Raw genomic sequence first — 25,773 nt, 5'->3', positions numbered from 1 at the left:
CCGGCTTCCAAGGTTTTAACCAAGGTGCTGTACCCTGCTCTAATTGCTCAATAATTCGAGCTGCAACACTTTCTGCATATTCTTGTTTCATGAATTAACTCCAATTATCGAACTTCTGCACCAGCGATAAAAATTGCTGTTGAATGGGGTTGCTCTTGTGCTATCTCCCCGTTAGATTCCCACGCATCAGCTTCTGACATTGCAGTTTCTACAAAAGCACCATTTCGCATTGCTTCATCTGCTGTGTATTGAACTTGCACACCCGCAACGCCTGCGTCTTTTTGAGATTCACTTACAACTGGTTTAATAGTTACTTTATTGCTCATTGTGTTATTCCCTTGAGTTCTAGGATCATAAAAAATTGAAGTAGGTAAGCTTGTAGAAGGCATACTGGTCATTTGATTATTTGCTGTATTTACCCGGACTGCTGCTACTTGGTTTTGGCGATAATCAGGAATATTTGCTGAATTGCCATTTTTAATAAATCGAGCTACATAGCCGTTTGTAAAACCGTTCTTAAAATTTCCAGTGTTATAAGCTGATAAAGCAGCACGTAAAGCCGCCTGTTCGTTGGGATATTGCTTAACTGCTCTTGAGTAAAAAGCTGTTAATACTTTTGCGCCTGCTTTGATGTTTTTACACGGATCGTTAAACATTTCATCGACGGTATAGCCTAAAGCTTTTAAATTGGTGCTATTAATCTGCATGTATCCCATATCAACTGAATGGCCCGCACGAATTGCGGCTTTTGATACATAGATTGCCTGCTCTTTAGTTTTGATGTTTTTGATAGGTGAATTAAAACGGACTCTTTTTCCGTTCACTTTTCTTACATTTACATTAACCGCTATAGGATTAAATGAACTTTCAACTCTAATAATTTCCTGTAATGTGTACGGTGCTACATTAGGCGCACATGCTGCAAATAACTCAATCATTGCTAACAACTCCCATTGAAACTTTTGAAATATCACCCTTAATTAAAATTGGTTTAGCATTTCCTTTAATATTTCTTATAGACAGTGGGCCAAAATAACGGCTATCAATACTGCCAGCGTTATAGGTTGAAAAAGCCCAAAACTGATTTTGTCCAACTATGTATTTACCCGGTGGATAGCCCGGAATTGCAGACATTGCTTGAGTGTTTGGCAAAACTATTCCATTAACCTTGACAGGTTGGCCCGGTGTAATTTCTACAACGTCACCGTCTAAAGCAGAGATAGGCTTTAATAGAGGGCTTACGCCTAAATCTTCACAATTCCCCCACATGCCGCTTTGCATGTAGCCGCGCTGATTCATTAGCTGAATAACTTCAACATTAGGCGGGCAGATTTCTATCATTTCCCCTTTTTTTGGTGCTAAATCTTTCACTATATAAATGCCAGTAGGTGCTGATTCAGTTTGATTAACACGAACACCAAAAGAGTGAGCTAGTGGAATCCCTGCACCTATAACGACTGCTAAACTCAAACTTAAAATGCCAATTTTTTTTGATTTATTCATGAACTTTAAACCCCTTTTTCTGAGTCTTAGCTTCTGCTTGGACTGCATCTTTTTTAACTTTTGGTGTAGTTCTTACAACGTCTGTTTGTGGTGGTTTAATTCTCGAACGTTCTGAAAAAACAGGGTCTAAAAAGTAAAGGATTTGGCGACCACGGATAACAGCATTACCAGCTACAAATACAAGCATTTCGCCCGGCTTAGTAATATCGCCTTTAGTGTCTTTTGTTGGCCCCGGTAAACGCATAATTTCATCGGGTGTCATTAATGGTCTTTGAATTTCTTGATAGCTTCTTGAAACTTGATCAAGCACCATTCCGAACCGTTTACCCGATGTAGAAATTTGCTCCTTAACAACCGTCATTTGCCCGGTCATTTTGCTCATCCATTCCGCTGTTTCTACTTTGTTCGGTGCATAAGCAACTCGAATATGGCAGTTAGAAATAATTGATTCATAGTTTGTGTAGGCCTTGTAAAGCTGCTGTACGTCTTGACAAATTAGATATGCTTTCATGCCATAACCAGCGATATAAGCAAGCGCACTTTCAAAAACTTCTAACTTTCCAAGTGTCGGAAATTCATCAAGCAAAAGTAAAAGTCTATGTTTGTGAACTGTCTTCGAGCGTCCGTTATCAAACTCCATTTGATCCGCAAGTGTTAAAACCATCTGAGTAAGTAAAAGACGGGCAAGCGGTCGCATACGATCCGCATTTCGTGGGGTAGTAATAAAGTAAAGTGAAACAGGTCGGTCATGATCCATAAGATCACTGATTGTAAAATCACTGCGAGAAGTATTTTCGCCTACGATTGGATCACGATAGAGTGACAAAGCATTATTGGCTGTTGAGATAATACTTCCCAGCTCACGCGCTGGCGTTCCAGCCATTCGACGACCAACGCCACTAATTACAAGTTTAGCTTCTGTCGCTGCTGGATCATTTTCAGTATCTAACTCTATATCCCGCATTTCATGAAAAAGGCCCAATAATGCTTTTGGATCGCCTTCCTCGTCTTGATCTAAGTCATTTTCTGTATCCGGGGCTGCAAAATCGCCTACTCCCGTTAGCATGTGACCACAATCTTGTAAGCATGGAGTACGGCCGACTGTAATCCCTTTGTATAAAGCATGTAGGATTAAACCATTCAAAAGCTCGAAAGCTGCTGATCTAAAATGATCGCCTGAAATTCCTTTACCATCATCATCAATAACCATAAGGGCAATGTTTTGCGCGTCTGAAACTTGATAACGAGTTTTAAATCTGACCTCGGCTAGTGGATTCCAAGAACAACCTACATTTGGCTCTGCCGGGTCAAATCGCAATACAACATTATTTGCTTTTTCTTTACGCCAGCCTGCTGTCATTGCATAGTTTTCACCCTTACGATCAAGGACAAATACACTATGAGGCCAGCTTAATAAAGTTGGTAATACAAGCCCTACCCCTTTACCCGAACGAGTAGGCGCTAACGCGCAAATATGCTCAGGGCCATCGTGTCTTAAATAATGGGTTCGACCTGTTTTAAGATCATCATAAGCACCACAATATACGCCCTTTCCCTGATTACCTTCTGACGGCATTAATCCCGTTTCTATTACTTCTTGAGCAGTAGCAAAATGCGCTGTACCGTGAACATCACCATGCTTTTGTGAACTTCGCGCTTTCATACCTGTCACAATAACAAATGTAACAAGCCCTAACATTGTACCTAGTGCGAATATAATAAATGCAATATTAAAAATTTCAGGGGCAGAATTATAATAATTAAAAAGCCATTTAAACCAGTTAAACGGATTGTAAACACTACCAATAACGGGCTGACCTAACCCAGCATGATATGCAAACTTTTTAGCTATATATTGAGTACAAACACCATTTAAAATGACTTCATATCCAACTAAATAAATACTACCAATCAACCTTAATCTAGTGATTGATACTTCTTTTTGGCTCATAATTCTATACCGTTAGATTTAACTTTCTTATCACCCACAAAACGACCGCGAGCGTCTAATTTAACAGGACTACCAATTTTCAATTTTGAAGCTTTAGCAACAACACGTTCGCTAGATGGTTTGACAAAAATTTCATTGCCACGTTTCAAAAGCAGCACTTCGCTACCATCTTTAAGCTTCCTTCGACCTTCATAAGTAAAGCTACCTGCATCCTCAGAAGTCCATAACTTATGATAGTCTATAGACGATAATTTTTCACGTACTTTATTGCGTTCATTGATAAAATTCTCTACAGAAAGACTTCCATTTTTAGCAATATTTTCGTCGGTTTTTTCTTCAACTTTATGATCTTTTAAAGTTTCTTCTGTCGGTATATGAACGGTATTTTTAACTAAATTATTTTCAGTTTTTTGGCTTAAAATAGACTGTCTGATACGCTCCATTTCAGGATCGGCAAAACTAACATTTAATCTATGAAGTCCTGCAAGCTGTGCAACTTCCTGTTTAAATGTTGCACTACCTTCTACAATTAAAGCCTGCCCTTCAAAACGCTTGGATGCCAGCTCAAGTGCAACCATAGCCGCCCCTGTTGTAGCTTTTTCGGCCTTAACATGCGAAGCCCTATCAACTACAAGCCCACCGTCTGCCGTTTTATATGACATAGAACCATCATTACGGGCCTGTGGTTTTAGTGCTTTCAAGATATAGGTTTTAGCTCTATCCGTACTTTCTGCAGAAAGTAGATCAGCTTTAAATTGGGCCTCTTTTAGCTCTCTGCTTCTTAAGACTTCTAAAGCATCAAGATTGCCTGCTTCTGCTTGCCTGCATAGCCATTCAGCCCATGTTGGTGTTGAAGTCTTGTTAAACAATGCCTCTCTTTTTGCTGCCATTTCTTTTTGGTGTTTTAAACGTGAAGCATTTGCTTGTTGAGTAATAGTTGCAGACATAATTTTTTTAGCTGCACCTTTCGGACTCATTTTTAATAAAGCTCGTTGTGTTTTACTCCATGCAGCCAGTTGCTCTTTAAACTGTAAATTTTCCGCTTTAATGCTGGCAAATCCATTTCTACGCGCTGCAATATTTGTTTGTTTCTCACGTTGATATTGAGCAAATAATTCCGCAGTTTTTGGGTGATTTTGCCGGGGTTTTGGGGTGAACTTTTTCTTAGATTCGCTTGCTAGTCCTTTAGACTTTTCAAAAGGGCCTAAACGATCCGTTAGAGACTTCAAGGATAAATCACGGCTGCAATTACTAGCCCGTACCCATAAAGGCAATTCAGGATCACCAATGATCAAGCCCGCACCTCTTTGCGTCATTAAAAGCCCATGTTCCGAAAGTGCTTCATGGACTTCTTTCCAGCTTTTAGCTTCTCTAATTGAAGGCGCTACCTCACGGGCCACATAGCCCGAAAGTGTTTCTAGTCCACTATGGTTTTCAATATCTGCTGCTTTGCCTTTTGGTGTCTGCTCTTGAGATTCTTTTGCATCATATTCAGACAAAGCAGTTTCATCGAACGCACCAAGGGCCAAGGCTTCCGATTCTGAGAACTCTAATCCTCCTCCATCTTGAGTAATATTTCCTCTATCGCCTGCTCTCTCCCGTCGCAAGCTGTGAACGGGTGCTTTTCCTCCTGACTCCAAACCAACAAGTGCATTACCTTGCAGTAACATTTCAGCTCTTTGGGCTGCACCATCCAAACTGCTGCCGGACAACGTTCGCAAATCGTTGAAGGTTTTGGGCGGTCTTTCTCCGGTAAACGTGAGATCGTAGGACTCTCGTAAATATCGTCTAAATCTTGTGTCTCTAAGTTCTGGTCGCTGTGCTGGGTTAAGTTCGATTGTTCCTGAATCTCTTGATCCAACTGTTCTTGATCGTTCATTACTTCTATTTCGCTCATTGTCATTTAGTCCGTGATTAGTTCGTTGTAGGTTGTGTTTAACTTCAAGGCGCTCACACGCCTCCATTAATCGCTTTTGATCATAGTAAGGCTCGATATTTTGGAAACCCGTCGGGTGTACCTTATTAATAGCCACATGAACATGAAGATGATCCGTATCAATATGAACTGCTGATATTCTTTGATGATCCCTATAACCAATGGAATCAACTAAATGATCTTCAATATCATGTAAAACTTCTAAGGGTGGATTCTCCCCAGGCGGGAAAGAAAAAACTAAATGATAGGTTTTGTCATTCTTAGATCGTGAATTAATTGATTGAGTAGCTTCAATTAAAACTGTGGCTGCTGCTGGATCATCTGTCTCACAGTTAGTCACCCGATAACTGCCGACCCTTTCACCTTTATGGGTTTTATCATCCGTCGCTAAAATATAATCGGCTGTTCGTTCCCATGTTTGAGGATCATTTTTCCCCTGAGCCGCTACCATATACTTAACCAGCCGGGCGGCCGATGATGTGCCTTTTTCTCTAAGAACGCGCTTCGCTATCATTTCATTTAATTACCTGTGACATGAGTTTAAGCATTTCTTGCTGGATAGCTCGAAAGTCCTTCATCATTGATTCAACTTCAAAGGGCCTAGCTCCCTGACCTCTTTTTTCAGCAAGCCACAATTTTAAGAGGCCCGCGACTCGACCAAGATCACCGTTTACTTTTGCCAAATCTGAAACAGCTAATAAATCGACTTTCGATTTAATAGGCTGATTTAAACCCAATGCCCGAAGATAGCCCGACATAGATAATCCTGCATTTTTTGCCCTCTCTCTTATTTCCTCTTTTTCATCATCCGTTACCCAAACTTCGATAGGCTTTCCCCGTCTTCGGGCTTTTGTTTTTGGTGCTTGATCTTCTGACATATTTTTCCCTCATGCTGATTTTTGAGAGTCGCGGCAGCGACTGTTGACCTCGTAGAGCAAGATTTCCCGTTGAGCCGAATGGCGAATAAGGGGGCAGTATTGTAGGGAAAGGGCTTCGCCCGCACCCGTACAATACACATCTTGCCATCCAATACCTGACAATTATACGAAATTATTTAAGAAACCACCAATCTGACCCGTGACATTTTGCAAAATTGCCTATAATTTCCTATAGTTGCCTATAATTGCCTAAAGTTGCCTAAAATAGCTTGCAGAACCTCTTAAAGTTGCCTATAATTGCCTAAAGTTGCTTATAGTTGCTTATAGTTGCCTATCTATGCAATAATTCTGCTTTAAGCTTCAAAACGTGTAAGGAGTAGAGGAGATGAGCAGCGTTAAACCCCGTAAAGGAGAAGGCCGTATTGCATTCATCGCTCACCGTGAAAGATTTAAAGAGATGCTTGACGCTGGCTATCCAATGAAGACTATTTATGAGGAAAATAAGGACATACTTAGATTCGGATACCCTCAATTTACAAAATATGTTGCCCGATTTATCGAAGCAGAAGAACACCAAAAAGGAGATGAAGTTGTCAGACAATCAACCGCTAGCAACTCAGCCCCAGCGGAAAAACCAACGGAACAAAAAACAGGACGAGATCCAAAAAAAGGATTTAGTCACGACCCAAACAGCGGAAACGCAAGAAACGACCTCATTTAAAACAGACTGGAGTATTAAAATGAAACAAGTACATTTCACGTTACAAGGTAAGGGCGGTGTAGGAAAATCATTCATTTCTGCAATCATGACTCAATATCTAAAATCAAAAAATGAAGAAGTCATTGCTGTGGATACTGACCCAGTTAATGCAACCTTGGCGGGCTATAAAGCTTTCAATACTCAACGTTTAGAATTAATGGAAGGCGGTTCTTTAGTTGAGCGTAATTTTGACCAATTAATTGAACAAATCGTTGTCGAAGATACAAATTTCGTTGTAGATAATGGTGCAGCTTCTTTTATTCCTTTGTCTTATTATATCGCTGAAAATGATGCTATTAACTTGATCGGTGAAAATGGAAAACAGGTTATCATTCATACAGTGATTACAGGCGGTCAAGCAATTCGTGACACACTAAGCGGCTTTGCTTCACTGGTCGAACAAATGCCGGAAAATGTAAAAATAGTGGTATGGCTAAATGAGTTCTTTGGAGACATTGAAGCGGAAGGCAAATCTTTTGAAGAAATGAAGGTATATCAAAATAATAAAGATCGTGTTTTAGGCATCGTAACTATTGCCCGTCAAACAGGCAGCACATTCGGAGAAGACGTTAAAAAAATGCTAGATAGCAAAATGACGTTTGAAGAAGTCGCCCAATCTCCTGAGTTTGGCTTAATGTCTAAGTCTCGCTTAGCAAAAGTTAAGACAGCAATTTTTCAGCAACTAGCATTAATTATGTAATTAGGAGGCAGCGGACATGCCAGTAGATTTTGACGCGATTCGTAAAGAGATTGCAGTAAAACACAATGTACTACTGACTAAAGATGATCCGGTGCTTGTTACGGTTTCACTAAACGAGATAGTGCTAGCGCACTATCTCGAATTGCTTTCTGAAACTTACGACGATCAAGCCCGGGCATTAATTCAATCATTCCAAACACACACTGAACAATCATTAGAGCAAGCCACTAAAACGGCTGAAAAAATTATTACCCAATCAACTGAATACGTTGCACAAGAAATAAAAGACGTGGTAAATAAATCAGCAGCAGAAGCATATTCATTAGCTCTAAAACAAGCGGCTCAATTGAATGATGACTTAAAACGTCAACTTAATGATCAAGCCGCAACTGTTTTGGAAGTAAGAACATCAAGAAATACGTCAATTATCGCTGCGGTAATTGCTATTTGCTGTGCATTATTAATATTAGTTGTTGCTGTGCTTAAGTAGCAATTTAAACTCTAATTTTTATTATGATGCTGATTATTAAATAGCACTTTTATTACGCGATAATGTATTTAAAAAACCCACTTCATTAAGTGGGTTTTTTTATTAAGTCGGAATTAAATGTAATATGAAGTAATTAATGACAATAAAAAATATTTTTCTATTTTGGTGTTTTTAAGCAAGGTTTTGTTATATTGCATTAAATTAAAGCTCAAAAAAAACTCGGTTTATGATTACATTTTTTTAATGACTATGAACAAAAATGCACATAAAACTAAGGTTTTAGCTCTAATTTAGCCATATTGGTTTAATTATCAATCAATAAGTTTCACATTTTGCCAAACGTAATTTTTTTTTGTTAAGATGCGAAATTGTTACATTGCGTTATCGCGTTTAATTCGCTGTGAATATGATTTTTTGAAATGGAGAAACTGAGTGAACGAAAAGGGTGAAGCCACAAATTCACAAGCCAAAATCGGGGAAAATAACTCAAATACATTTGTATCACCTGAGAGACTTGTTTTCGCCCGTAATTTTTCAGATGCTCGAAAGAAGCGAAAATTATCACAACATAAAATTCACGAAATTACAGGATTTGCTCAAAGCTGGATTAGTGAAGTTGAAACCGGAAAAAGTACAATTAATGTGGATAATATGGCCCGATTAGCTAACGTTGTCGGTCAACCATTATGGAAGCTTTTAAAGCCATAACTCAGTAGATTTAAAGATTTTATCAGGCCCGCTTTATGCGGGTTTTTTTATTGCTTGGTGAAAAATAAACACCAAAAAGGAAGATAAAAACATTGCTTTTTTTATAGTCTGTAGACTATAGTAACGGAATTGTTATAGCTATATTTTAACATCAAAAAAAATTGAAGATCGAGAGAATCATGAACGACCTAAACCCCTTACCAGTAACAAGTGAACATGATCGACGTATCAAGGAAAAATTAAAGCGGGAACTTGGGCCACTGATCTGCGGTCTACTCGAAGACACCCGTGTTATTGAAATCATGCTTAACCCTGACGGTTCGCTTTGGGTTGAACGCTTAGGCGAATCTATGGAGAAAGTAGGCGTAATGTCAGCGCCTCAAGCTGAGTCTTTAATGGGTACAGTGGCTTCAACACTCCGCACCCAAATTACAGCACAAAATCCAATTTTAGAATGTGAATTACCAATTGACGGCTCACGCTTTGAAGCGCTTATTCCTCCTGTGGTCGCTGGGCCAACTTTCACAATACGAAAAAAAGCTGTTCAGATTTTCACTTTAGATAACTATGTTGCAAGCGGCATTATGACGGTTGAACAGTGTAACGCCATTAAACAAGCTGTCCATGATCGACTTAATATCTTAGTTGTAGGCGGTACAGGTACAGGAAAAACCACACTTACAAACGCGATTATTCAGTTTATGTCTGAGGCTTCCCCTCATGATCGAATTGCAATTATTGAAGACACAGGCGAGTTGCAATGTAGTGCAGAAAATGCTGTGACTATGCGCGCTGTTGATCATGTAGATATGACTCGACTTTTAAAGGCAACAATGCGTTTACGCCCGGATCGTATTTTAGTTGGTGAGGTTCGAGACGGTGCAGCTTTAGCACTTCTTAAGGCTTGGAACACTGGTCATCCCGGAGGTGCAGCAACGGTACATGCAAACAGTGCAGATGCCGGGTTAATCCGAATTGAACAACTTGTTGCCGAAGCAACGCAAGCACCCATGCAAGCTCTAATTGCCGAAGCAGTTAATTTGATTATATCTATCGAAAAAGTTCCCCACGTCGGAAGACGTATTAAAGAAGTTGTCAAAGTGGTTGGTTTTGACAATTCAAATTACATCACCCAACCAATTTAATCGAGGTTATCAAAATGGAATCAACTATCAATACAGCGCCTAAATTCAATATTAAGGCATTTGCTAAAAGCCCTTATTTTATCGGATCAATTTTTGCAGTAGCCCTTCTTTTTGGTGCTGTAGATATTGCTCATGCTGCTGACGCTACGGCTGGCGGTGGTGCAGGTTTACCGTGGGAAGGCCCACTGGACAAACTAAAACGTTCTATTAGTGGCCCAGTTGCTTTTGTTATCGCTCTGCTCGGTATCGTCGCCTGTGGTGCTACTTTGATCTGGGGCGGTGAAATCACGGAATTTACGAAACGTATTATTTACGTGGTTCTTGTTGTATGTCTAATCGTTTTTGCAAACTCATTACTTACTGGTGTTCTGTTCTCAGGTGCAGTTTTACCAGCCGATGCCGTTATTGCTCAGGCTGATATTGTTGCTTATGCCAAAGCTCAAGCTGCGTCTATTGCGGGGATTCATAAGTAATGAGTGAGCAAGATAAACGTCGTGTAACGCCATTTCATCGTGCATTACACCGCCCGCAAATGATTGCAGGGGGGGAACGTGAACTCATGCTTTTCTCAATGTTGATTGCAGGCGGCTTGATCGTTTCAGCAATGAATTTTGTTGCAACTGTTTTGGGCTTAATCATTTGGATGATATGCGCTCATGCACTTCGAAAAATGGCTAAGGCTGATCCGAATATGTCAAAAGTATATATTCGCCAGCTTAAATACGGGCACTACTATGGCCCATTTTCTAGACCTTTCCGCGTTGCTAAGTCTTCGCGTATCTACTAATAACAAATAGGGGCATATATGTTAGCTTTAGCACCTTTCCGACGAAAAGCAGCAGGGCTGCCGGACTTGCTTAACTTTGCGGCTCTAGTTGATGACGGCATTGTTTTGGGTAAGGACGGCTCTTTGATGGCTGGATTCTTTTTCCGTGGTGATGATACCGCTTCCGCAACGAACTCAGACCGTAACTATTTGACGGCACTGGTCAATAATTACCTTTCGCGGTTTGGTGCAGGCTGGGCTATGTGGACAGATGCGGCTCGTTTAGAATCTCCGGGCTATCCCTCTCCGAACGTGTCGCATTTCCCTGAACCAATTTCAGCATTAATTGACGCTGAACGTCGTGCTTTATTTGAAAAACAAGATAGTCATTACGAAACAGAATATTCCCTTGTTTTGCAGTTTTTACCGCCTACCCGTCGAGACTCTAAACTAAGTGAACTTGTCTATGATGATGATGGTCGTGATGATTCTTCACCAGCCGACCGTATTCTTGCAGACTTTAAAAAACGTTTATCTGACCTTGAAGACGGATTGGCCGATCTATTACACATGCGACGCATGGGCGCATTTACAGTTGGAGAAGGTGAACAATCTTATTTAAGTGATGAACTCGTAAATTATCTACATTTTTCTATTTCAGGTGAAAGTATTGCTTTGCGTGTTCCAGACTGTCCGATGTATTTAGATGCTTGGCTTGGATTTCCTGAACTATGGCCGGGGGATACACCAAAATTAGGAAATAAATTTATTTCTTGCGTTTCAATCGAAGGGTTTCCTGGGGGATCATTTCCGGGTGTTCTTGATATTCTTGATAACTTGCCGCTGGCTTATCGCTGGTCGTCACGATTCATTTTCATGGAAGAACAAGAAGCTGTTGCAGCTCTTAATCGTTACCGTCTCAAATGGCAACAAAAGATTCGCGGCTTTTGGTCACAAGTCATGAAAAGTCAAAAAGGCATGGTAAATACTGATGCTATGGCTATGACACAAGAGACAGAAGTAGCTATCAATGACGCTAAATCAGGACTTGTTGCCTATGGTTATTACACGCCTGTTATTGTCCTCATGCACGAAGATCGAAAGGTTTTAGAAGAACATGCCCGCTATGTGCGTCGTGAAGTAGAACGAAAAGGATTTGCCGCACGAATTGAGACAGTTAATGCTTTAGAGGCGTGGTTGGGTTCAATTCCGGGGCAAACATATCCTAACGTCCGTCGCCCTTTGGTGCATACATTAAACCTTGCTGATATGCTCCCATTAGCAAGTATTTGGCCGGGCCTTATCAATAACCCAAATAAAGAAATGTTTCCGACCGATGCGCCTGCTTTAATGCACACGGTTACAAGTGGCGCTACACCTTTCCGATTAAATATTCATGTAGGTGATGTTGGTCATACTCTAATTTTTGGCCCAACTGGTGCGGGTAAATCCACACTATTAGCGACACTTTGCGCTCAATTCATGCGTTATCGTAGCCGCACAAGAATGGACGGAACAACAAAGCCAGCCAATATTTTTGCTTTCGATAAAAGTCGATCTTTGTATGCACTCGTAAACGCTACAGGTGGCTTACATTACGATATTGGCAGTGATGAAGATGATACGCCAGCCTTAGCGCCACTTATTGAAATTGACAGCAAATCAGGCTTTCTATGGGCTGCTGAATGGCTTGCAACATGCTTTGAACTCCAAGCAAATAAGCAACTTTCCCCAAGCCAAAAATCGGAAATTACACGCGCATTAAAATTACTGCAAGATGCTCCGCGAGATTTTCGATCTTTAACTGATTTTGTTTCTACTGTGCAAGATTTAGAAATCCGTGACGCTCTTAGTCATTACACGATCTCCGGGGCAATGGGGCATCTGCTAGACGGTAAAGAAGATAACTTAAAATTAAGTAACTTCACTGTATTTGAAATTGACGAGTTAATGAAATTAGGACATGCAAACGCGCTACCTGTTCTCCTATTTTTATTCCGTCGTTTTGAGCAGTCGTTAGACGGCCAGCCTTCAATTTTATCACTGGATGAAGCATGGGTAATGTTGGGGCATCCGGTCTTCCGCGAAAAATTGCGCGAATGGCTAAAAGAATTGCGTAAGAAAAACTGTTCAGTTGTTCTTGCGACACAAAGTTTATCAGATGCGGTTAATTCAGGACTGCTAGACGTTTTAATTGAGCAATGTCCAACAAAAATTCTATTACCAAATAAAGAAGCTGACCTTGAAGGCAGTAAAGAAAATCCGGGGCCAGCCGATCTTTACAAAACTTTTGGCTTAAATAATCGTGAAATTAGCATTTTAAAAAATGCTCAATATAAGCGTCAGTATTACTACAAGTCACCGCTTGGCAGACGCTTATTCGAGCTAGGTTTAGGGCCGCTTACGCTTGCCTTTGTAGCTGTATCAAACAAGGAAGATATTGCGGATATACGTCAACTTAAAACAGAACACGGCTCAGACTGGCCGTTACATTGGCTTGAACACAAAGGAGTTAGATATGAACAATATCTTAAAAACTAAGAAATCACTCACTGCTTTAATGGCAGGCGTAATTATGGCGAGTGGACTAACATTCACCCCCACACAAGAAGCTCAAGCATTAACTTATTACTGTGCAAACTGTTCGACTTTTTATCAGCAACTTGGCGAGTATGCACAGCAAGTAAATACTGCATTGAATACTGCCGATCAGTTGCGCGTAAACATTCAACAGTACAACGACATGATTAAGCAGGGTATGCAACTCCCGGATCGCGTTTTCAATCAAATTACAAACGACTTAAACCGGGTTAAAAGTGTTTATAACGAAGCTCAATCACTGGGCCGTAATGTATCGAATTTAGATAATAAATTCCGAGAACAATACAAAGGTTATGACAACTATTTAAAAAGTCATGGTCAATCATCTGTAGCTATGCCGGATCGCTATAAAAAATGGGCGGCTCAAGGCTTTGATAATGCCCGTACAGCAATGCAAGCGGCAGGGATGAATACAGGTACTTTTGCGTCAGAAGATGCAATGCTCAATCAACTTGTTTCACGCTCACAAACTGCGGCAGGCCGTATGCAAGCAACACAAGTCGGAAATGAAATTGCAGCTCAAAACGTCCAGCAACTTCAAAAGCTCCGCGACCTTGTGGCTACTCAAATTCAGTTGCAAGGCAACTATATGGCCCAGCTACAGGAACGCCAATCAGTCGATGACGCTTATATTGATAATTTCAAAAAAGGCGAAATCAATAGTACCAATCGCGACAAAAAATATTAATTAGAAAACGGCCGTCATTCCCTCAAATGACGGCTATTTTTTGGAGAACCTTATGTTAAAACGAGCGATATTCCCTAGCTTGTTAGCCATTTTTCTAGTCATATTTACAACTAATGCAATGGCTGCTGATCCAGCCGGAAACTTTACCGGACTGCTTGACCTGATCCAGCAAAGTGCTACCAATTGGGATGCTAGGTTAAGAGGCTATGCAATAAAGCTTTTTTGGGGCTTAGCAACAATTTATTTTGTATGGACTTTTTTCCCTTTGGTGTTCAAACAAGCTGATTTAGGTGAAATTGTTGGGGAATTAATTCGTTTTATTTTAACTATCGGATTCTTTTTCGCTCTTTTAATTTATGCAAAAGAATGGGCCGAAGCAATTGTTGAAAGTTTTAAAATTGCAGGTGCAAATGCTGCGGGATTAGGTGAGGCCGGATTAGCGCCAGCCGATATTTTTACAACTGCCGTCGAACTTGCCAAAAAAATTGGTGAAACCAAGACACTTAATCCGGTAGCAGGCGTGATGATCGGACTTGCTGCGGCAATTGTGATGTTATGTTTTGCATTCATTGGGGCTTATATGGCCGTCACAATCATTGAATCTTATATTGTTATTAATGCTGCTGTTTTATTTATGGGGTTTGGTGGTTCAGCTTGGACACGCGATTATGCTTTAGCTATTGCACGTTATGCTGTTTCAGTAGGGGCAAAACTCTTTGTTTTAACTTTAATCGTTGGCCTAATTAATCAATCTGCAATAGCGTGGAAAGCTGCATATACTTCGGATGATGCTTCAATGTGGACAATGGTTGGTTTAGCTTTAGCCTGTGCTTATATTGCAAAAACAATCCCTGACCTTATCCAAGGCATTATTGCCGGAAGTTCAACGAGTAATGGCGCGGGTGTAGGTGGTATGGCTGCTGTAGCTCTTGCGGGTGCAACGGCTGGGGCTGCTGCTGCTTCAAGTTTCATGCAAACTGCTGGTGCTACTGCAAATGCTGCCGGGCAAGCTGCTGGTGGAAGTGATTTAGCTAAATCATTGGGTGATAGTCTTTCTACAAGTTCAGGTACTAATCCGGGGCAAGCTGCTACAAGTGGCTTAGCGGGTAACTCTGACTCTGTTGCTCCACGCTTGGGCGGTAGTGCTAACCCTAGCAGCTCAACTAGTCCAGCCAACCCAAATAGTTCAAATAATTCTAGTAGTTCAAATAATCCGGGGGGTTCATCTAACCTTCAAGGATCAGACACCCCAAAACAAAGTAGTGGCCCACAACAAGCCGCACAACAAGCTGAAAATGGGAAAAAATCAAATCCTGGGGATAACACAGCCGCGGCTCAAGGTTTAGCAAATGCAGCCGTTAGGGCTGGCGGTATGATGTCTGCTTTATCAGTTCCGGGCATGGAAGGCGCAGCTTCTTTATCACTTGGATCACCGACTCAAGATAATACAGCCAATACTGATACAGATAGCTCTGATTTCGCTCAGAACGCTACCGAAGAAAATGTAATACGTCCTAGTGATATGCCTCAAGCACCTGTATCGGATGCCCCTCAATCACCCTTAAGCCCATCATCAGCAAACTCAGATGGTGCATTTCATGAGACAGCAATCAATGAAAATGATGTAGATAAAACACCAAAAGGAGAGAAATAGTGAGTGATTCTATTTTTGGTGTTCTTATTCTGATTTCGTTTTTTACTCTAGGTTTGTCGTTTTGGGCGCTGGGCCAATGGCTTAGAAAAAAAGGGCATGGGGGAAAACTAGATCATATTGATAAACAGATAACAGACAAAAAAAATATTGTTCGTCGTTACCTTGTCAACCCGGTTAGACATACCGTTGCAAGTGCGCTAAGTAAAGCGCCTGTCTTTGGAAAACATTACAAAGATATTCCCAAAAAGGTTGAAAAACCGAACCAAAAGTAAATTTATGACTTGAGCAAAAATATTTCACATAGTTCTTGCTATGGGGCTTATTTTTGCTCAATAATATAGGCTATAGACTATCAAATTGGATAATCAAATGTTGAAGAAAAAAGCGAATGAGGACAAAAAACAAAGTCCTGAAACGCCTTATTTGGCTGCTCGTAGAGAATGGAATGAGCGTTATGGCGACATTATTAAAACCGGTAATAACTGGCGCGTTGCTTTTTTCTGTGCGCTCGGTGTTTCTTTAGTTACTTCGGGCGGTTTAGTTGCTGTTTCTATGAAGTCACAAGTGATTCCTTATGCAGTTGAAAGCAACCAATTTGGTGAAATTACACGTACCACAAGAATGACTGAGGCAAGCACTCCGACAGAAGTTCAAACACGGGCCGCAGTTCGTGACTGGATCATAGGTGCTAGAACGGTTTATGTAGATTTACGTGCCGAAAAGGACATTGTAGATCGCACGTACTCCATGACTTTGCCTGATAGTGCTGCTTACCAAAACTTGGCAATGTATCACCGCGAAAATGATCCTTATCGTCGCTCACTTAATGAAACGGTTGAAGTTGAAGTAAAAGCAGCTATTCCTGTTTCCCCTGAGTCTTGGCAAGTTGAATGGACTGAAACAGTTAAGCAACGCTCAGGAAAAGTTGTCTCTGTTAAAAACTGGCAGGCAACTTTAACACTAACAATTGCAGCCCCTTCAACTGAACAACAAATTTTAAGTAATCCGCTTGGTCTTTATGTCCGTCAATACGCTTGGACAACTCGCATTTAAAATTAGGTGAAACTATGAATAATAAACTTGTACTTGCTTTTGCACTTTCGACACTAGCAACTCACGCATTTTCTCAAAACGTCCCGGCTTTAAATAATGGCGGCTCACAATCTCAATATATCCCTATTCCAGTTAATAACTCAGTACCGGAACAATTGCCCCCGTTGCACATGATTTCACCTGAACAACTGCAATTAGATGCTAAAGAAATTCACGGATTAAAACTAGCTGAGAAATGGAAGAAAAACCCAGATAAGCCTCAAACTGGTAAAGACGGTTCTGTTAAATATCTTTTTGGTGCTACCTTACCAACGCTTGTATGTAGTCCTTTGCAAATTTGCAGCATTGCATTGCAACCCGGTGAAGTCGTTAATGACATTCATGTAGGTGATAAGGTTCGCTGGTCTGTTACTCCCGCAACTCAAGGCGTAGGGGCAAATACAACAACTTTTATCATTGTTAAGCCAAATAATGCAGGACTTGTAACAAGTTTGCTTGTAGTTACTGATAGACGTACTTATACAATTAAACTCGCAAGCTCTCAAAAATCATGGATACCAGTTTTATCTTTCGATTACCCGGATGAAATGGATCGCGCTTGGCAAGTATATAAAGAGGCTCAAGTTAAGCACATAAACGGTACTACAATGTCGAATGGTCAAAACCTAGCGAATTTAGATTTTGATTTTAAAATGACTGGCGATAATCCCGCTTGGAAGCCTCAACGTGTTTATACAGATGGAAGTAAAACTTATATCCAATTCCCAAATTCGAACTTTGGCGGTGATGCTCCGGCTCTTGTTGCTCTTGGCAAAGGTGGACTATTTAGATCAGATAAGGAACTAATTAACTATCGTGTTATCGGTGATCGTTATGTAGTTGATAAAGTAATTGATCGGGCCGCGTTAATCCAGGGTGTAGGCCGTCAACAAGTTAAAGTTACTCTTTCACGCAAGGGGAATTAAATATGAAAAGTCATCAACTATTTATTCCACTTGTTGCAGTATCTATTTTAAGCGCCTGTACTACTATGCGTCCTAGTATGTCTTATGTGGCACCCGGCTTAAATGCTCAAGATGCAGAAATAATTGCAAGTGATTCTGTAGCATATCTAGCACGTACTTTGCCGCCAGCTAAAACAACGATTATTATTGATCCTAAACGCTCCGACATTTTAACTAAAACAATGCAAGAAAAACTTGCATCGCGCGGCTTTGGTGTTGTCGAACTGAAAAACGTTCAAAGCATTGAGGAAGTAGCTCAAGGCACACTATTACGCTACATTAGCACCCCTATAGAATATGGTTATGCTCTACGGCTTCAATATAACAATATTGAAGCAACTCGATATTACCCACGTACTACGGCTGGCGATATAACTCCTGTTGCTCCATTCATGACACGGGAGTTAAATCAATGACTGACAATACTAATCCAAAAGTCGAAGCTTCACCCGATTACTTTGAAGCACCAAAAAAAGGGCAAGGTGTTCGTCGCTTAAACCGTACTCCGATTTTAGTAATTGTTGGGTTGCTCTTATTGGCAGTTGCTGGGGTTAGCTATACTTATTTTAGTCGAGTAAATGCAGCGTCAGGCAAAAATTCAGAACCGCCAGCACCGCCACAAGTAACAGGAAATGCTCTACCTCCTGTAAAACCGGAAGGTGATATGTTTGCAGAAATGCCAACCCCTCCACCGGAAGAAACTATAACCGAAGATCCAACGATCCCAGCTCCGGCAGTAGAAAACAATATAGTGATCGAACCGCCCCAACAATCAGAAGCAATGACAGCACGTTTACGCCAAATTTCACAACTTGAAGATGGCCGTTTAAATGAGTTTGATCAAGCTTTAAAAGCAAGTACAAAAGTAGAGAAACAAGAATCTATAGCATCAGGTCAAGCACAAGGTATAAGCTCTAATGGTCGTTTAGATGCTCAACAGCTAATGCAACAATATGCTGCTAGTAATGGTGCTGGTGGTGGTGCAAATGGCTTTATGCCTCAACAAGCGGCTGCTAGTGGTATGGCGGCTGCAAATGGTCAAGCTCAGAAACGAGCATTTTTAACAGAATCACTTGACGCTGAAACTTACTTAGGCCGGGAACGTAAAGCTGCCTTAGTTCCAAATGTAGAAATTAAAGCGGGTACAGTTATTCCGGGCGTTCTAATCAGCGGAATTAATTCAGACTTACCGGGGCAAATTGTAGGGCAAGTACGTCAGGCAGTTTATGATTCAGCAACGGGCCAAAATCTGTTAATACCTTCGGGCGCAAAATTAATAGGTACTTATGACAGCGGCATTACTTTAGGCCAATCCCGTGCATTAGTTGTATGGCAACGTATTATTTACCCCGATGGATCATCACTATCTTTAGATAATATGACAGGTGCAGATAAAGGCGGCTATGGTGGTTTTAGTGACAAAGTAAACAACCATTACGGGAAAATGTTTGCTAGTGCTATTTTCCTTTCTGCTTTTTCTGCTGGTGTTCAATTGTCACAACCTCAAGCACAAAATGGGGAAAATTATTCAGCATCACAAACGATTGCAGGCGCTTTAGGTCAACAACTAGGGCAATTAGGAATGAAAATGGCTGAGCGAAATATGGATATACAACCAACTATTCAAATTCGCCCCGGCTATCAATTTAATATTATGGTAAACAAGGACATTATTTTACCACCGTGGGAAGGTCATCCAATGGCCCAACGACGTTAATTTTAACTATTATGGCCGTGCATGATGCGCGGCCATATTTTTTTATTTCAGGAGAAATAAGCCGTGAAAAAATTAGGAATCCTTTTTTTTGGTGTTTTTTTAATAACTGGATGCTCTGAAAAAATCCCTCAAGTTAATGATGAAAATTGTAAAACTGAAAATATTGCAAAAATTAAAGATGATCTTAAACGTGCAACTTTTGCTGAAAAATGTTTTACCAGTGGTGAAGTTGTAAATAATCCTGTTCGTAACAAGACCTATTAAATATGGATAGCTCAAATCCTAAAAAGCCCCCACAACTGATGAAACCGGAAGGATCAAGAAAGATTGTTGTTCTTAACGGTAGCTGTCAAATTGATCAAGTTATTCGCGGTGAGTGGATCACTCAAAAGGTTCTACCTGAGAATGGTTTACCCCGTGGAATATATCAATTAAGTGAAGCTCAACGCCCGGATATGGGGAAAGATGGAAAATTAAAGGAATCTGTCGGGCCGATTCTATTTTCTGATTCTCGGTCAGTTTTTCAGCTTAGTAATGGAAAAATTATTAAGCATAATAAAACTGAATTTGAGGCTTTAATTCGCCCTGAAACTACTTCTTTCAATATCGGCAGTAACTTATCAGTTTCATATTTAAACGGTCGTATAAGCGAAATAAAGGGCAATCAAGCACAAGAATCTAAACAGGATCAAAAAGCATCTAAAAAAACCGTTAATCACGGTCATTCACTTTAAAGGTTAAAAATTATGAGTCTTTATTATTATGGCTTAGATATTAAATATCTCGCTCTTTTAACAGTTATTTTTGCAGTCTTAAGCGGAATAGCTATCTATAATTTTTTCATTCAGAACAAAAAGCCTTGGAACTTTCCAGCTTTCATTTTTCCTATTATTACTTTAGTAATGGTATTTGTTTTCTTTGATCTGAAAAGTCCTATTGGTAATGATAAGGCAACTGAACTACAGACTGCCCTAGAAACTAGCCGTCAGATTCCAAACGGTGGAATGGAGTTCAATAAGGCAGTAGGGGATTTAGCTAAAGAAAATGGCGTACTGGTTGACGGTGATACCTCATATATCGGCAAAGATATTTATGTGACTTACATTAAAAAATCAGATTGGAATAGATTAGCAAAAATGTATAACGATCTTTACTAATAGGCAAAATATGACACTGGCCACAGCTGGGTGGTCAGTTTTGGATCTTCGCCCAGGGCTTTATAAGTAAATGAATTATATAAAAATTCAAAAAATAGGCTGTTTTTAAAGAATTGCAAAATATGACACCAAAAAGAAAAAACTAATTATTAGTTAAACTTTGATTAACTCTAATTTTCTTAATGCACCAGTCAATAAAATACGGAAAAGCTTTATAAGCAAATAGAGCTACTAAAGCCTTAAAAATCGCGTCTGACGCTTCAAAATATGATTTATCTGTAAAACTAATCATGATGCAAAATACAATTGCTATAAAACTATATAACCATAAAAATATTTTAAGTACGAAACGCCCAAAATCTTTAAACTGATACAGCATATTGATAGTTTTATTCATTTTTATTGATCTCACTTTTTAGATGGTTGGCCCAAATTCGTTTAACTTGGCTTTGACTGCACCCAGCCAGTTCAGCAGTCCTTGAAATGCTATTGCCTGCCTTTTTTAAAGCAATAATTCTTTGATGCACCTTAACATCAGGCTTGCGGCCTTTATACTTAGATGGGTCTTGTTTTGCTAGTTCAATGCCTCTTTCTTGACGCTCTCGACGCAATTCGTAATCATCCCTAGCCATTTGCAAGGCCAGCTTTAAAAGCATGTTTTGTATAGCTTCTAAAACAATTTTTGATATGCCTTCCGATTCTTCTGATAGTTCACTTAGATCAATGATTCCCGGTATAGCTAATTTTGCGCCTTTGGTTCGGATTGCTTCTATCAGCTTTTCAGCTTCATTTAACGGTAAACGACTAATACGATCAATTGTTTCTGCAATAACAACTTCGCCCGGTTGTAGGTCATTAATCATTCTTACTAGCTCTGGCCGATCTGCCCGCGCCCCGGACGCTTTTTCTTTATAAACAGCAGCAACGTAATAACCCGCAGATTTAGCATTTTCAATTACAGCACTTTGACGCTCTAAACTTTGATCATCTGTACTGACACGTAAATAAATGCGGGCTACTTTCATTAATTTTTTGTTCCTGACTTAATAAAATTTAAAAGGATCAATAGGCTATACCCTATTAAACCATAGTTTGCTTATATGGACAAAATTAATTAAAGCAACCTTAATTAGCTAGGTTCATCTGAGCTAGTTAAATTAGCTAACCAAATCTTTTATTTGATTGTCTGTTAATGATTCTAGAATTAAAGCAATAGCATCTTTCTTACTTAAACTATGAGTGTTCATAACTTGATTTAACTTCTGATCTGCTATGTCTGAAATATAAGTGTTTAGCCTTACACTACCTTGTTTATTCTTGATTCGTTCCCTGTACTCTCTTTGCCTTTCTGCATTGGTCTTAGCAAGTGCCAGCTCTAAAGTATTTTTATCTTTCTTATCTTTCATAATTAACAATCCTAGTATTCGTTACTGAGTAACACTAACTAGAATATATAGCATTTCAATCGTTACTGCATAACAGGTTATAGCCTAAGCTGAATATTGATTTTAGTATTTTTCCTTTTGGTGTTTCTTAATAAAAGTAGTTCATTAGATCAACTTAATAATGTCTATAAGGCTCGTTGTACTAATGTTCTCAACTCTCTATCAAGTCTACCAAAGCCGCTTAAACACGTCGTTCGCTTCGCTTCTCTTTGGTGTTTAACCTATTGGCTTTGGTGAGCCTTGAGAGAGTTTCGGCAATACTCGGCCTAGGGTACGCCAATAAAAAAAATTGGTCATACACCCTAGAAGTATTGCCGAACAACCTGATTTTTGGCTTCGGAGCCGCCCGTCGGTCGTTATCAGCGCCAAGGATCAAACATAACCAATCCTTGGCAGGTCAAGATTCCGGCTTATGTGCCGTCTCTACACGCTCTTGACCGAACAAAGTGACTCATCTCTGCGAGGGTTGCCCCAACATACAACTTTGAGCCTACATTTGAACTACTCGTAACGTGCTGCTTTGTAGAGTGCCCCTTGTAGCAGCTTCTGCCTTTCGACAATCGCCATAATGTGCAAGCGTTGTTACCCCGACCCACATTATGCGCCAGCCGTAAAACGGACGCAGTAGGAGGCGAGGCCCAGCATTTAAGCTGATCCGATGGAATAACATACGATAACAACCGTACTAAGAACGTGTAACGAAGAAAATTCAGTATAGAACTTGCAGTTTTATGCCATTACGTTAGAATAAGAGCCATGCTACAAGCCGTAAGGTGAAATCATATCGGTCGCCAAACCATATGATCTTCGTTATACGATGTGTCACCATCGAATAACTGCGTAGCAACACTTTACCAAACAAAACCCCAGAGGATCAATCCTTTGGGGTTTTTTAATTCATATATTTTTTATACTGTTATATTTTTGTAAAATTTGCACTTTTTATATGCTGTAGACTATAGACAAAATATAGCCCATAGACTATAGTAGGCACTTAACAGCCGGCAACCGATAACCTCGATGCTGGTTTTTTTTGGTCTATATATCAAGTGATTATTAACGCAATTCTTAAAAGTATGTGAATTTTGAATATTTACTTTTGGTGTTCATTAACTCATTTAAGGTTGCTTTACTTTCTTCAATAGATAGAGGTAAAAAAATGAACAGATTATTCATAACAATACTAGCTCTTATCGGGGCTACTACCCTGCAAGCTTCTCCTGATCCAGCATACGTTAAACAACAAGTTGCTGAGACTATTCAAGGCTCAATGCAGAACTCTAATAGATTCTCACAAGAAGAAATGCAACAACTGGTAAATAATGCAAATCAGAATAGTAGACAGTTTAATGACAGTGCTAGGCAGTCTACCCAATCAGCAAACGCTTATCTTAAGACGGATCAGGCAAGAAGGGATCAACAATGGTTGCTTCAAAATCAAAAAGATTTAGAGAATAAAAAAGAATATTCACAATACAAGCAGACTGGCGTTGAACTTTGTCAGAACGGACAAAGGTTTGCAGAAATTGAGTGCAATAAACCATAATCAACAAAAAGCCCGCTTAAGCGGGCTTTTTGTTACTCTGTAAGAATTGGCTTTCCATCCGGGCCAGTATTAAATTTTTTATCGCACTTTGGATAACCAGTACAACTATAAAAATCATACTTACGGGGCTTAACTCCTTTTACTTTTGATTTCTTTTCACCTTGTCGTCTAGCTAAGTCTTTGCCACATTCCGGGCAAGGTATGCCAGTAGGTGCAGGAGGTGCTTTTTTAACTCCGGGCTTACCCTTTTCATCCGGCAATGAAATCTTACATTCAGGATAACCCGTACAGCTCCAAAATGGCCCATATTGTCCATTACGACGGCCCAGGGCCTTACCACATTCCGGGCAAGGGTGCGCTATCTTAAACTCAACTTGATTCAACTTTTCTAACTCTTGATCAAGTGCAGCCCAAGCCGATGACACAACATCATAATAAGAGGTCTTGCCCTCTGCAATATCATCAAGCTGTTCTTCAAGTGTTCTTGTATAGTCTAAATTAACGAAAGCAAAGTTATTAACTAATCCGTCTCTTACTGTGCTGCCTATTTCACTTGGTCTTAAATAGCCTTTCTCATCACTTACGATATATGCGCGATTTGAAATATTTTCTAAAATAGCCGCATACGTTGAAGGTCTTCCAATACCTAAACGCTCCATTTCTGCAACCAGTGTCGTTTCTTTATAGCGTGTAGGTGGCTTAGTTTTTTTACTTAACATTAACCCCTTATCTACTGCTAAAGGCATTTCTTCTGCTAACTGTGGAATAGGGTTTGATGATTCTTTTTCGCTATCTTCATCGGGTTCATCATCTCCATAAACAGCCAACCATCCCGGCTTAACCAAAGTGCGACCAGTCGCATTAAAAGCAACAGGAAGGCCGTCAACATCCCCGGACAACTCAACCGTTCTAACTGCATAAACAGCGTCTTGTAACTGTGATGCAATAGCACGTTCCCAAATCAAACGATAAAGCTTTTTCTCGTCTTCTGTTTCGCCTAAATCTAGGTCTGCTGCATGAGAAGGACGGATTGCTTCATGCCCTTCTTGTGCGCCTTCTTTCGATTTCCAAGTACGTTTTTTTTCTGATAAAGGCCAGTTTACGCTTTCAGCATAACTAGCAATGTCTGCCATACCTTCAACGTCCATATTTGGTGAATCTGTCCGGTGATATGTAATAGCGCCTTGCTCATAAAGTTTTTGAGCTAAATCCATTGTCTTTTTCGGCTTAAACTTTAGGCGGGTCCCGGCTGCTTGCTGTAGTGTCGAAGTAGTAAACGGGGCAGATGGGGCGCGACTTTTTTCACCGTTTTCATATTTAGTAACGGTTACGCTTTTAATGCCTGCAACACGCTCTGCTAAAGCTTTATCTAATAAGTATGATTCACCTTCTGCAATATGTGGTTTAGTATTCCATGCAGCCTTCCACGTTGTTTGATCCTCATTATTAAAAACAAGATCAACGCCAAAATGTTGAGTTACTTTAAACGCTTCGATTTCTCTTTCACGATCAACAACAAGTCTAACTGCTGGCGACTGGACACGCCCAGCGCCCAACATTAACCCGGTGCGACTGCTTAAGGCTGGACTAACACGATAACCAATAATCCGATCCAATGCCCTGCGGCCCTCTTGAGCATGAACTTTATTCATATCAATTTCGTGAGCATCTGCAATTGCTGCGAGTACCTTATCTTTTGTAATAGCACCAAAAGTAATACGTTCTCTTTTTTTTAGATTTAAGGCTTCGGCTAAATGCCATGCAATGGCTTCTCCTTCTCTATCCGGGTCAGTTGCTAAAAGTACACGATCAGATTGTTTAACTTGGGCCTTTAGCTTTGCAATAACGCCTTCCCCTCGTTCTGTTGGCTCATAATTTAATAAAAAGTTTGGAGCATCAATTCCCATTCCCTTTTTTGGTAAATCACGAACATGGCCGACACTAGCCATTACTTTAAAATCACTCCCTAAAAATGATGATATTTTGCCAACTTTTCCGGGTGACTCAACAATGATAAGGGTCGTCATTAGTTTTACTCCATTCTATAAGTTTTTTTAGGCACTCATTCAAG

At 40.1% G+C, this 25,773-nt stretch carries 28 protein-coding genes; 19 read left to right on the top strand and 9 right to left on the bottom strand.

Annotated elements, in window-relative coordinates; genetic code table 11:
• The 6 genes from BMW42_RS14995 to BMW42_RS14100 all read right to left on the bottom strand — a co-directional run.
• Positions 1–91: ArdC-like ssDNA-binding domain-containing protein (locus BMW42_RS14995; RefSeq protein WP_143047423.1), on the bottom strand; the 91-nt coding region annotated here is incomplete at its 3' end.
• Positions 92–104: 13 nt separating this feature from the next.
• The gene (locus tag BMW42_RS14120) at positions 105–938 is read right to left on the bottom strand and encodes a lytic transglycosylase domain-containing protein (RefSeq protein WP_092768823.1); all 834 of its coding nucleotides are present in this window, start codon (positions 936–938) and stop codon (positions 105–107) included.
• Positions 931–1,503, bottom strand: a complete 573-nt coding sequence (locus BMW42_RS14115) for a S26 family signal peptidase (protein WP_171260740.1) — start codon at positions 1,501–1,503, stop codon at positions 931–933. Before BMW42_RS14115 ends, BMW42_RS14120 begins: the two co-directional genes overlap by 8 nt.
• On the bottom strand, positions 1,496–3,454 hold the full coding sequence (locus BMW42_RS14110) for a type IV secretory system conjugative DNA transfer family protein (RefSeq protein WP_092768817.1): 1,959 nt from the start codon (positions 3,452–3,454) through the stop codon (positions 1,496–1,498). The genes BMW42_RS14115 and BMW42_RS14110 overlap by 8 nt, the downstream gene beginning before the upstream one ends.
• Positions 3,451–5,904 carry a TraI/MobA(P) family conjugative relaxase gene (gene traI, locus BMW42_RS14105; RefSeq protein WP_092768814.1) on the bottom strand — a complete coding sequence of 818 codons (2,454 nt, stop codon included), beginning with the start codon at positions 5,902–5,904 and terminating at the stop codon, positions 3,451–3,453. The genes BMW42_RS14110 and traI overlap by 4 nt, the downstream gene beginning before the upstream one ends.
• Position 5,905: 1 nt before the next feature.
• On the bottom strand, positions 5,906–6,268 hold the full coding sequence (locus BMW42_RS14100; RefSeq protein WP_092768811.1) for a plasmid mobilization protein: 363 nt from the start codon (positions 6,266–6,268) through the stop codon (positions 5,906–5,908).
• A 385-nt stretch (positions 6,269–6,653) separates the two neighbouring features.
• Here BMW42_RS14100 and BMW42_RS14095 point away from each other — a divergent pair, with 385 nt between their 5' ends.
• The 18 genes from BMW42_RS14095 to BMW42_RS14010 all read left to right on the top strand — a co-directional run bounded on the left by BMW42_RS14095 (position 6,654) and on the right by BMW42_RS14010 (position 20,711).
• Entirely contained in the window at positions 6,654–6,989 is a 336-nt protein-coding gene (locus BMW42_RS14095) for a TraK family protein (RefSeq protein ID WP_092768808.1), read from the top strand.
• Between the two features lie 19 nt (positions 6,990–7,008).
• Positions 7,009–7,728, top strand: a complete 720-nt coding sequence (locus tag BMW42_RS14090) for a nucleotide-binding protein (protein WP_092768806.1) — start codon at positions 7,009–7,011, stop codon at positions 7,726–7,728.
• 16 nt (positions 7,729–7,744) lie between these two features.
• Positions 7,745–8,218 (top strand): hypothetical protein, encoded by a 474-nt coding sequence (locus tag BMW42_RS14085; protein WP_092768803.1) that lies wholly within the window; start codon positions 7,745–7,747, stop codon positions 8,216–8,218.
• 432 nt (positions 8,219–8,650) lie between these two features.
• A complete protein-coding gene (locus tag BMW42_RS14080; RefSeq protein WP_228143138.1) occupies positions 8,651–8,926 on the top strand; it encodes a helix-turn-helix domain-containing protein in 276 nt (91 codons plus the stop codon).
• Between the two features lie 179 nt (positions 8,927–9,105).
• Positions 9,106–10,071 carry a P-type conjugative transfer ATPase TrbB gene (gene trbB, locus BMW42_RS14075; RefSeq protein WP_092768800.1) on the top strand — a complete coding sequence of 322 codons (966 nt, stop codon included), beginning with the start codon at positions 9,106–9,108 and terminating at the stop codon, positions 10,069–10,071.
• A gap of 14 nt (positions 10,072–10,085) precedes the next feature.
• Positions 10,086–10,544 carry a TrbC/VirB2 family protein gene (locus tag BMW42_RS14070; RefSeq protein WP_143047422.1) on the top strand — a complete coding sequence of 153 codons (459 nt, stop codon included), beginning with the start codon at positions 10,086–10,088 and terminating at the stop codon, positions 10,542–10,544.
• Positions 10,544–10,858, top strand: a complete 315-nt coding sequence (locus BMW42_RS14065) for a conjugal transfer protein TrbD (RefSeq protein WP_092768797.1) — start codon at positions 10,544–10,546, stop codon at positions 10,856–10,858. Before BMW42_RS14070 ends, BMW42_RS14065 begins: the two co-directional genes overlap by 1 nt.
• An 18-nt stretch (positions 10,859–10,876) precedes the next feature.
• Complete coding sequence (locus tag BMW42_RS14060; RefSeq protein ID WP_092768794.1) at positions 10,877–13,378, top strand: VirB4 family type IV secretion/conjugal transfer ATPase; 2,502 nt, start codon at positions 10,877–10,879, stop codon at positions 13,376–13,378.
• Positions 13,356–14,126 (top strand): P-type conjugative transfer protein TrbJ, encoded by a 771-nt coding sequence (trbJ, locus tag BMW42_RS14055; RefSeq protein WP_092768791.1) that lies wholly within the window; start codon positions 13,356–13,358, stop codon positions 14,124–14,126. The genes BMW42_RS14060 and trbJ overlap by 23 nt, the downstream gene beginning before the upstream one ends.
• Positions 14,127–14,178: 52 nt before the next feature.
• The gene (gene trbL, locus BMW42_RS14050; RefSeq protein WP_092768788.1) at positions 14,179–15,780 is read left to right on the top strand and encodes a P-type conjugative transfer protein TrbL; all 1,602 of its coding nucleotides are present in this window, start codon (positions 14,179–14,181) and stop codon (positions 15,778–15,780) included.
• On the top strand, positions 15,780–16,052 hold the full coding sequence (locus BMW42_RS14045) for a hypothetical protein (RefSeq protein WP_092768785.1): 273 nt from the start codon (positions 15,780–15,782) through the stop codon (positions 16,050–16,052). Before trbL ends, BMW42_RS14045 begins: the two co-directional genes overlap by 1 nt.
• 97 nt (positions 16,053–16,149) lie before the next feature.
• The gene (locus BMW42_RS14040; protein WP_092768782.1) at positions 16,150–16,833 is read left to right on the top strand and encodes a VirB8/TrbF family protein; all 684 of its coding nucleotides are present in this window, start codon (positions 16,150–16,152) and stop codon (positions 16,831–16,833) included.
• Between the two features lie 14 nt (positions 16,834–16,847).
• A complete protein-coding gene (gene trbG / locus BMW42_RS14035) occupies positions 16,848–17,798 on the top strand; it encodes a P-type conjugative transfer protein TrbG (RefSeq protein WP_092768779.1) in 951 nt (316 codons plus the stop codon).
• A 2-nt stretch (positions 17,799–17,800) separates the two neighbouring features.
• The gene (locus tag BMW42_RS14030) at positions 17,801–18,253 is read left to right on the top strand and encodes a hypothetical protein (protein WP_092768776.1); all 453 of its coding nucleotides are present in this window, start codon (positions 17,801–17,803) and stop codon (positions 18,251–18,253) included.
• Positions 18,250–19,554 (top strand): TrbI/VirB10 family protein, encoded by a 1,305-nt coding sequence (locus tag BMW42_RS14770; RefSeq protein WP_171260739.1) that lies wholly within the window; start codon positions 18,250–18,252, stop codon positions 19,552–19,554. Before BMW42_RS14030 ends, BMW42_RS14770 begins: the two co-directional genes overlap by 4 nt.
• Positions 19,555–19,617: 63 nt before the next feature.
• Positions 19,618–19,818 carry an entry exclusion lipoprotein TrbK gene (gene trbK / locus BMW42_RS14020; protein WP_092768773.1) on the top strand — a complete coding sequence of 67 codons (201 nt, stop codon included), beginning with the start codon at positions 19,618–19,620 and terminating at the stop codon, positions 19,816–19,818.
• 2 nt (positions 19,819–19,820) lie between these two features.
• The gene (locus tag BMW42_RS14015) at positions 19,821–20,288 is read left to right on the top strand and encodes a KfrB domain-containing protein (RefSeq protein WP_092768770.1); all 468 of its coding nucleotides are present in this window, start codon (positions 19,821–19,823) and stop codon (positions 20,286–20,288) included.
• A 12-nt stretch (positions 20,289–20,300) separates the two neighbouring features.
• Positions 20,301–20,711, top strand: a complete 411-nt coding sequence (locus BMW42_RS14010; protein WP_092768767.1) for a hypothetical protein — start codon at positions 20,301–20,303, stop codon at positions 20,709–20,711.
• 389 nt (positions 20,712–21,100) lie between these two features.
• On the opposite strand, the gene BMW42_RS14000 is transcribed toward BMW42_RS14010, so the two are convergent.
• Together BMW42_RS14000 and BMW42_RS13995 are read right to left on the bottom strand one after the other, a co-directional pair.
• Complete coding sequence (locus BMW42_RS14000; RefSeq protein WP_092768760.1) at positions 21,101–21,736, bottom strand: recombinase family protein; 636 nt, start codon at positions 21,734–21,736, stop codon at positions 21,101–21,103.
• 132 nt (positions 21,737–21,868) lie between these two features.
• Entirely contained in the window at positions 21,869–22,117 is a 249-nt protein-coding gene (locus BMW42_RS13995; RefSeq protein WP_092768757.1) for a hypothetical protein, read from the bottom strand.
• Between the two features lie 1,198 nt (positions 22,118–23,315).
• Here BMW42_RS13995 and BMW42_RS13990 point away from each other — a divergent pair.
• The gene (locus tag BMW42_RS13990; RefSeq protein ID WP_092768754.1) at positions 23,316–23,702 is read left to right on the top strand and encodes a hypothetical protein; all 387 of its coding nucleotides are present in this window, start codon (positions 23,316–23,318) and stop codon (positions 23,700–23,702) included.
• A 32-nt stretch (positions 23,703–23,734) separates the two neighbouring features.
• Here BMW42_RS13990 and topA read toward each other — a convergent pair whose 3' ends face one another.
• Entirely contained in the window at positions 23,735–25,729 is a 1,995-nt protein-coding gene (gene topA / locus BMW42_RS13985) for a type I DNA topoisomerase (RefSeq protein ID WP_092768751.1), read from the bottom strand.
• Positions 25,730–25,773 lie beyond the last annotated feature (44 nt).

Source organism: Acinetobacter sp. DSM 11652 (assembly GCF_900109815.1).
Taxonomy (GTDB): domain Bacteria; phylum Pseudomonadota; class Gammaproteobacteria; order Pseudomonadales; family Moraxellaceae; genus Acinetobacter.
Note: the sequence above shows the minus strand (reverse complement) of the source record. Positions and strands in the feature narration are given on the sequence as shown.

Excerpts from the sequence above, each read along its gene's own strand:
- BMW42_RS14120 (WP_092768823.1), bottom strand. The coding sequence starts at position 938 with ATGATTGAGTTATTTGCAGCATGTGCGCCTAATGTAGCACCGTACACA.
- BMW42_RS14115 (WP_171260740.1), bottom strand. The coding sequence starts at position 1,503 with ATGAATAAATCAAAAAAAATTGGCATTTTAAGTTTGAGTTTAGCAGTC.
- BMW42_RS14110 (WP_092768817.1), bottom strand. The coding sequence starts at position 3,454 with ATGAGCCAAAAAGAAGTATCAATCACTAGATTAAGGTTGATTGGTAGT.
- traI (WP_092768814.1), bottom strand. The coding sequence starts at position 5,904 with ATGATAGCGAAGCGCGTTCTTAGAGAAAAAGGCACATCATCGGCCGCC.
- BMW42_RS14100 (WP_092768811.1), bottom strand. The coding sequence starts at position 6,268 with ATGTCAGAAGATCAAGCACCAAAAACAAAAGCCCGAAGACGGGGAAAG.
- BMW42_RS14095 (WP_092768808.1), top strand. The coding sequence starts at position 6,654 with ATGAGCAGCGTTAAACCCCGTAAAGGAGAAGGCCGTATTGCATTCATC.
- BMW42_RS14090 (WP_092768806.1), top strand. The coding sequence starts at position 7,009 with ATGAAACAAGTACATTTCACGTTACAAGGTAAGGGCGGTGTAGGAAAA.
- BMW42_RS14085 (WP_092768803.1), top strand. The coding sequence starts at position 7,745 with ATGCCAGTAGATTTTGACGCGATTCGTAAAGAGATTGCAGTAAAACAC.
- trbB (WP_092768800.1), top strand. The coding sequence starts at position 9,106 with ATGAACGACCTAAACCCCTTACCAGTAACAAGTGAACATGATCGACGT.
- BMW42_RS14070 (WP_143047422.1), top strand. The coding sequence starts at position 10,086 with ATGGAATCAACTATCAATACAGCGCCTAAATTCAATATTAAGGCATTT.
- BMW42_RS14065 (WP_092768797.1), top strand. The coding sequence starts at position 10,544 with ATGAGTGAGCAAGATAAACGTCGTGTAACGCCATTTCATCGTGCATTA.
- BMW42_RS14060 (WP_092768794.1), top strand. The coding sequence starts at position 10,877 with ATGTTAGCTTTAGCACCTTTCCGACGAAAAGCAGCAGGGCTGCCGGAC.
- trbJ (WP_092768791.1), top strand. The coding sequence starts at position 13,356 with ATGAACAATATCTTAAAAACTAAGAAATCACTCACTGCTTTAATGGCA.
- trbL (WP_092768788.1), top strand. The coding sequence starts at position 14,179 with ATGTTAAAACGAGCGATATTCCCTAGCTTGTTAGCCATTTTTCTAGTC.
- BMW42_RS14040 (WP_092768782.1), top strand. The coding sequence starts at position 16,150 with ATGTTGAAGAAAAAAGCGAATGAGGACAAAAAACAAAGTCCTGAAACG.
- trbG (WP_092768779.1), top strand. The coding sequence starts at position 16,848 with ATGAATAATAAACTTGTACTTGCTTTTGCACTTTCGACACTAGCAACT.
- BMW42_RS14030 (WP_092768776.1), top strand. The coding sequence starts at position 17,801 with ATGAAAAGTCATCAACTATTTATTCCACTTGTTGCAGTATCTATTTTA.
- BMW42_RS14770 (WP_171260739.1), top strand. The coding sequence starts at position 18,250 with ATGACTGACAATACTAATCCAAAAGTCGAAGCTTCACCCGATTACTTT.
- BMW42_RS14015 (WP_092768770.1), top strand. The coding sequence starts at position 19,821 with ATGGATAGCTCAAATCCTAAAAAGCCCCCACAACTGATGAAACCGGAA.
- BMW42_RS14010 (WP_092768767.1), top strand. The coding sequence starts at position 20,301 with ATGAGTCTTTATTATTATGGCTTAGATATTAAATATCTCGCTCTTTTA.
- BMW42_RS14000 (WP_092768760.1), bottom strand. The coding sequence starts at position 21,736 with ATGAAAGTAGCCCGCATTTATTTACGTGTCAGTACAGATGATCAAAGT.
- BMW42_RS13995 (WP_092768757.1), bottom strand. The coding sequence starts at position 22,117 with ATGAAAGATAAGAAAGATAAAAATACTTTAGAGCTGGCACTTGCTAAG.
- BMW42_RS13990 (WP_092768754.1), top strand. The coding sequence starts at position 23,316 with ATGAACAGATTATTCATAACAATACTAGCTCTTATCGGGGCTACTACC.
- topA (WP_092768751.1), bottom strand. The coding sequence starts at position 25,729 with ATGACGACCCTTATCATTGTTGAGTCACCCGGAAAAGTTGGCAAAATA.